General features: G+C 41.7%; 4 protein-coding genes and 2 pseudogenes. 5 read left to right on the top strand and 1 reads right to left on the bottom strand.

Going from position 1 to position 7,109, the window contains the following annotated elements; genetic code table 11:
- Positions 1-106 precede the first annotated feature (106 nt).
- The 5 genes and pseudogenes from CDG79_RS37790 to CDG79_RS37770 all read left to right on the top strand — a co-directional run.
- Entirely contained in the window at positions 107-1,075 is a 969-nt protein-coding gene (locus tag CDG79_RS37790; RefSeq protein ID WP_094346653.1) for a DUF1822 family protein, read from the top strand.
- Between the two features lie 177 nt (positions 1,076-1,252).
- The gene (locus CDG79_RS37785) at positions 1,253-3,589 is read left to right on the top strand and encodes a CHASE2 domain-containing protein (protein ID WP_094346652.1); all 2,337 of its coding nucleotides are present in this window, start codon (positions 1,253-1,255) and stop codon (positions 3,587-3,589) included.
- A 92-nt stretch (positions 3,590-3,681) separates the two neighbouring features.
- Positions 3,682-4,494: a DUF928 domain-containing protein gene (locus tag CDG79_RS37780; RefSeq protein ID WP_094346651.1), complete on the top strand. Its 813-nt coding sequence runs from the start codon at positions 3,682-3,684 to the stop codon at positions 4,492-4,494.
- Between the two features lie 562 nt (positions 4,495-5,056).
- A complete protein-coding gene (locus CDG79_RS37775; protein ID WP_094346654.1) occupies positions 5,057-6,508 on the top strand; it encodes a glycoside hydrolase 100 family protein in 1,452 nt (483 codons plus the stop codon).
- 150 nt (positions 6,509-6,658) lie between these two features.
- Positions 6,659-7,018, top strand: a pseudogene (locus CDG79_RS37770) (transcription antitermination factor NusB); the annotation flags it as partial.
- Here CDG79_RS37770 and CDG79_RS37765 read toward each other — a convergent pair.
- Positions 7,011-7,109, bottom strand: a pseudogene (locus tag CDG79_RS37765) (glycoside hydrolase 100 family protein); the annotation flags it as partial. The pseudogenes CDG79_RS37770 and CDG79_RS37765 sit on opposite strands and share 8 nt — an antisense overlap.

The following is a 7,109-nucleotide window of genomic DNA, read 5'->3' as shown; positions in this document are numbered from 1 at the left end:
CCAATCCCCAATCCCAATTTTCCAATAATCATTCTCTCTTTTGTGGCATAAATTTATTGAATGCAGAGATATGTACATAGCAGCATCGATCATTAGAGACTGACTTATGAGTAACTACACTTATCAGCTAGACGATTTCGCTTTAAAATTGCCGATTTCCCAATCAGCTCGCAGAACTGCTCAGGAATTTGCTAACCAACAGCCAAATTCTGAAAAAGCAGAGCAAGTTCGGCTGAATACGCTAGCTGTGTGGGTGGTGAATGACTACTTGGAAATGATGGATATCCCTACTGACCTCCAAGCTGGCGACAGCTGGAACTCCATTATGCGCCTCTGTGGAAATGTAGCTGACTTAGCAGTGCCCTCAGTTGGTCGTCTGGAATGTCGCCCCGTCCATCTGCATCAGCAGATATGTTCCATTCCTCCAGAAACTTGGGAAGAACGAGTGGGTTATTTAGTAGTTCAATTTGATGAATCGCTCCAAGAAGCCAAGCTGCTTGGTTTTATTCCTAGTGTCGCAACTGAAACATTGCCATTAGAACAACTGCAACCATTAGAAGCCTTTATCGACCACCTGGATCGGCTGCGCCAATCCTCAGTTAGTTCACTCGTCAATTTAAGTCAGTGGTTTGCTGGTATATTTGAAGCAGGTTGGCAGACTATTGAATCCCTGTGGAATGTGCCAGAACTCAGACCAGCTTATACCTTTCGCAGTACTGAAACTGTGGAACTCAATGCCCTCAATAGACCAGAATCAATTACTAAACGCGCAAAACTGATTGATTTGGGTATCCAAATTCTGAACCAACCTGTCATGTTGATTGTGGAAATCAGCCCCGAAAAGGATCGACAAACCAGTATTCATCTCCAATTGCACGCCACTGGGAATCAAATCTACCTACCGCCCGGAGTTCATCTTACTGTTCTAGATAGTTCGGGAGAAGTATTTCTAGACGCTCAATCGAGAAAATTAGACAACTACATTCAGTTGCAGTTTCGTGGTGAACCTACAGAGCAATTTAGCGTTAGGGTAGCAATAAATGATACTAGTATTACTGAAAATTTTAGAATTTGAAACATCTAGCTATCTTCCCTGTTTGTCAGTAATTTATTAAGTGGTAATTGGTTAATTAAAAATTAAAAATTCAAGGCAGCTTTTGGAGGTTTTTAAAAAAGTCTGTGAATGCTTGTTTAGTTTGCGATCGCGCATTAGATACAGGGCATGATTTTGCACAGGGAGATAGCGACAGTCATGGGTAAGTTAGTAGTTCTGAAATTCGGAGAGGGTAGTTTTGAGCAAGGGTTTGCTGTCACCCTCCAAATTGGTGAAGAACACGAGCGGGCTACAACAGAAATCACAGGGAAGCTACCTTCATTTCCTGAAATGCCGCTCTATTACAGTCATTGGCAGTCTAGTTATCGGCAGATAGGCAATCGTTATCGTCTCCATGCAGACAAAATGCAGGTGACGAATGTATCGATGATTCAAGACTGCGAAAACACTTCCCATATCTTGCGGGCACGCTTTAATACCTGGTTGCGAGCAGAAGAATTTCGCCCTTTGAGAGAAAAATGGTTAGAAAGATTGTTGTCCACCGAAGAAGTGCGAGTGATTTTGCAAACAGAAAATAGCCAATTGCAGCTATTACCCTGGCATTTGTGGGATTTGTTAGAACGCTACCCCAAGGCTGAAATCGCCCTTTCCTCACCATCTTACGATCGCATTCACAAGCCACGTACTTTAAATCCATTAGTCAATATTTTGGCAATTGTAGGCAACAGTCAGGGGATTGACACCCAGGCAGATCGAGCTTTACTGCAACAGTGTAGTAACGCAGATGTCAGTTTTCTGGTAGAACCACAACGTAAAGAATTAACTGAGCTTCTTTGGGGAAAAAACTGGGATATTCTCTTTTTTGCAGGACACAGTTCTAGTAACAAAAATGGAGAAAGCGGACGAATTTACCTGAATAAAACTGATAGTCTGACCATTGGCGAATTAAAGTACGCTCTGAGGAAAGCCATTGAAAATGGTTTGCAACTAGCTATATTCAACTCTTGTGATGGATTGGGATTGGCACGAGAATTGGCTGATTTGCAAATACCTCAGATGATTGTCATGCGCGAACCGATTCCAGATCAGGTTGCGAAGGAATTCTTAAAGTATTTTCTCCAAGGCTTTGCTGGTGGCGAGTCTTTATATCAAGCGGTACGCCAAGCGCGAGAACGATTGCAAGGACTTGAAGATCGATTTCCCTGTGCAACTTGGCTACCAATGATTTGCCAAAATCCAGCCCAGACACCACCCACTTGGGATAAATTATGGTCTACAACAAAACCTGAAGAGAAACCGAATTTAGCTTTGTCTACCAGACGCAGATTAACGACAACCTTGTTATCTAGTTTGGCGATTACAGGCTTGGTTTTTGGGGTGAGATGGGTGGGTTGGCTGGAAAGTCTAGAAATTCCTATCTTTGACCAGATGATGCGATCGCGCCCAACAGAGTCCCTAGATTCGCGTCTGCTGGTAATCACAATTGACGATGGCGATCTGGCAATTCAAAGACAAAATAATGAGTCGTTAATTGGAGCTTCCATTTCCGAAAAATCTCTCAATAAAGTCCTGGCAAAACTGAATCAATACCAACCCCGTGCGATCGGCTTGGATATTTACCGTGATTTTCCAGCCAAACAACCAGATTTAATTACTCGTCTTCAACAAACTCCGAATTTAGTTGGCGTATGTAAAGGAAGTGATGGCACAGCAAATATCACAGGTATTAAGCCGCCACCAGAAATCCCCGAAATAAATCTGGGATTCAGTGACTTTATTCACGATCCTGATGGAGTTATCCGTCGCCATCTCCTGTTCATGAACCAGGAACCGACATCGTTGTGTCCTGCTACCTTTGCATTCAGTCTACAACTAGCCTCCTTGTATCTGCGCCCTTCAGGAATTCAACCAAAGTTCACCCCTGAAGGGAATTTGCAACTCGGTAAAACGATTTTTCCGAGTCTGAAGTCTCGCTCTGGCGGCTATCACGATATCGATGCTAATGGCGGTCAAATCTTACTTAACTACCGTTCTCTCAAACAGATAGCCCAACAGGTGAAGCTAACCCAATTTTTAGCTAGTCCAATTAACCCCAGTGCGATTAAAGACAAAATTATTTTGATTGGTGTGACAGCAAAAGGGGATTCTCAAGACACCTGGGCCACACCTTATGGCACTCCTTTAGATGAGCAAATGCCAGGAGTGTTAGTACAAGCCCAGATGATTAGCCAGATCCTCAGTGCTGTGCAGGATGGGCGGCCGTTACTGCGGGTTTGGTCGCTGTGGTCTGAGGTGGTCTGGATTTGGGGTTGGTCTTTGGTAGGGGGAGTTTGGGCTTGGCAAAAGCTTTCCTTGCCTTGGTTGGCATTGGGAGTCAGTATTACCTCTGGTGTTCTTTATATAGTCTGCTTTAGTCTGTTAATTTCGGGTGCTTGGGTACCATTTATCCCATCGATTTTATCGCTGGTAGCCACAGTTAGCCTGATGTCAATTTATAATTCAGCAACGAAAGTGCGGGTGGAAAGTGGTAAATAGGGAATGGGAAATAGATAAAGATTTTTTTGATTAAATTTTTGGATAACCAGCAGATAAATCTACAAGGCTTACATAGTTGAGGAAGGGTTTTTATGAAGTCAAATTCACAACCGATAAAACTGTTTATATTAGTAGTTTTTAGCTGCACCAGTTTACTAGTTAGCCTGACTCCAGTAGTGGCGGAACCAACTCTTGGTTCTTCACCTAGCGATCGCTCTGATGCTAAAACAATCCTTGCTCAAGCCACAACCTTTAATCAACCTGTACTTCCACCCGGCCCCCCTCCAGGAGGTCGCGTTCGTGGTGGAGCGAAGCGTGGGGAGTTGGCTGGATGTCCACTCACTAAACATGACCTGACTGCTCTAGTGTCTTTTACTAAGGAAGCTAACTCAGTAATCAATGTCTGGGGAAAGACAACAGTAGAACACCCAAGTTGGTTTTTCTATGTGCCATATACCAAAGACTTGCCCTATGCAGTTGAATTTGTGCTGCAAGATCGGGACTCTAACGAGATTTATAAAAAAGCGATCGCTCTACCAGAAAAACCAGGAGTCATCAGTGTTTCTCTGCCTACCACTGCTCCTGCTTTGGAAATAAACAAACAATATCGCTGGTTTTTCACCATTAACTGTGACCAAGAAAAGAATTCTCCCCCGACTTATGTGGAAGGGGTAATAACAAGAGTCGAACTTAATCCCGCCATAATCAAAGAGCTACAAACAACAGAACTTCAAAAGCGCTATGCTATTTATGCCCAAAACGGGATATGGTATGACGCACTGACCACACTGGCTCAACTGCGCCAGAAAAATCCTAAAGATGCGGCACTGCAAACAGAGTGGCAGAATTTGCTAGGCAGCACCCATTTAGATGATATTGCAGCAGAACCGATTTTCTCTGAGTAACCTTAGCTCAACTTTATCTATTTTTTAACAACAGGGTAAAATATATAACTCTTCAGAAGTATTGACACCTTCACTTTTTAAAGTGTCTATCTTGCATATTCTGAAAAAAAGTTATAAATTATGATGATATAGGGGAATAATCTGATCTCTTAGTGTCAACAACTAATCCTGCTCAAGCAAATATACTGTAACCAGTTTTAACTTCACACAAACTCTAAACAGCACTGAAGATATATTTTTGTTTGGTAAAGCAAAGATTCTGGGCATGAAACAGAACAAGAAATAATCTAAAAATATATCTTGTGTGACTGTTTTAATAATCATATTACTACTTGCGGTGGAGAACAACTATAATTCACCAAAAGAGGAATCGATTATAAACAAATTAACTAGCAATAAAACTGCATAAATGTCAGCAGATTTATTCCTTGTTAGTTGATTAATTTTCTCCAAATCATATTTGCTATTCAAAGAATCGTTTTTGTTATGCTGAGAATAGCAAAAATAAGAAATGAATCCGCATCTACCACAAATTCACAACCCGAATGGAGTTATTCTGGCGATGCACCCAAACGAATTGGAAACTAGTGAAAATTTAAAAGAAGTGGAAGAAGCATGGCAAACGCTAGAAAAATCAGTTCTCTACTATCAAGGCCGCCCCGTTGGTACGGTAGCCGCTTATGATGCATCTGTAGAGGCACTCAATTATGACCAGTGCTTTGTTCGGGATTTTGTTTCTTCCGGTCTAATTTTTCTGATCAAAGGTAGAACAGATATTGTTCGTAATTTCTTAGAAGAAACCTTAAAGTTACAGCCTAAAGAAAAGGCATTAGATGCCTACAAGCCGGGACGAGGATTAATACCAGCTAGCTTCAAAGTTGTTTCGGAAAATGGGCAAGAATATCTAGAAGCAGACTTTGGCGAACATGCGATCGCTAGAGTTACACCAGTAGATTCTTGTTTATGGTGGATTATTTTATTGCGTGCTTATGTAGTCGCTACAGAAGATTTTTCTCTGGCTTATGAACCTGAATTCCAAAATGGTATCAGGTTAATCATGGAAATCTGCTTGGCGAATCGTTTCGATATGTACCCAACCCTGTTGGTTCCAGATGGTGCTTGTATGATTGACCGTCGGATGGGCATTTATGGGCATCCTTTAGAACTGCAAGTTCTTTTTTACACCGCATTGCGTGCATCTCGTGAACTATTAATTTGCCAAGGAAATTCTGATATTGTTGCAGCCATTGATAACCGATTGCCTCTTTTATGCGCTCATATTCGCCAGCATTATTGGATAGATATTAATCGCCTGAATGAAATTTATCGCTTCAAAAGTGAAGAATATGGCAAGGGTGCTGTTAATCTATTCAACATATATGTAGATTCTGTTCCCTATTATGAATTAGATAAGTGGCTGCCAAAAAAAGGTGGTTATTTAGCAGGTAATGTCGGGCCGTCGCAGCTAGATACTCGCTTCTTTTCACTCGGAAACTTAATGGCGATTATTTCCGACTTAGCCACCGAAGAACAGTCACAAGCGATTATGACTCTCATTGAAAAACGATGGGATGATTTGGTGGGAGATATGCCGATGAAAATTTGTTTCCCAGCTTTAGAGCATGAAGAATACAGAATTGTAACTGGATGTGACCCCAAAAATATCCCCTGGTCGTATCATAATGCTGGTAGTTGGCCAGTTTTAATGTGGATGTTGGCAGCTGCGGCTGTGAAAACTAACAAAATAAGTCTTGCACAAAAGGCTATTGAAACTGCCCAAGGACGACTTAGTACAGATCAATGGCCAGAATATTACGACGGTAAAAAAGGGCGATTGATTGGCAAACAAGCCAGAAAATATCAAACTTGGACAATTACTGGATTCTTATTGGCAAAAGAACTGATGGCAAACCCCACTTATTTGCCATTAATCAGCTTTGGTAAATTACCAGCAGAACAGGTTTCGAGAGCATGTGAGCTTGAAATTGCTAGTGTAGACCCCTATATGCAATAATTCGTAATTCGTAAAGAGTTGGGAGTCATTCAATTTTGGATTTGGGATTTTAGATTTTTCCTTCAATCCAAAATCTAAAATTCCAAATCCAAAATCCAAAATTGGCAGAGTTAGAATACAAAAGCCTCCTGACTCCTGAATCTTGTTTCCATGACAAACCCCCGTCAACTAGCTTTTATCGCCCTGCGAGATGTTCATAAGGGGGCTTATGCTGATGTTGCCCTAGATAGAGTACTGCAAAAAGTTAATTTGCCTGATAACGATCGCCGCTTGGTGACAGAGTTAATTTATGGCAGTGTCAGAAGGCAGCGCACTCTTGATACTCTCATCGATCAATTCGCCAAAAAGAAATCTCACCAACAACCACAAGACCTTCGTACCATCTTACATTTAGGTTTTTACCAGCTGCGCTATCAAGAGCGTATTCCCGCCTCAGCTGCTGTTAATACCACCGTCCAACTCGCTAAAGAAAACGGTTTTTCTGGACTTACAGGTTTTGTTAACGGTCTATCATACAAGCACCATCTGGAACCAACAGGGTTGGGTACATATCGAAACGATTCGCCAAGCAGATTTCCATGATTAACCTGATACCATTTTG

The sequence above is a fragment of the Nostoc sp. 'Peltigera membranacea cyanobiont' 232 genome, from assembly GCF_002245985.1.
Taxonomy (GTDB): Bacteria; Cyanobacteriota; Cyanobacteriia; order Cyanobacteriales; family Nostocaceae; genus Nostoc.
The sequence above is the reverse complement of the archived record's forward strand: the minus strand, read 5'-3'. Positions and strand labels throughout refer to the sequence as shown.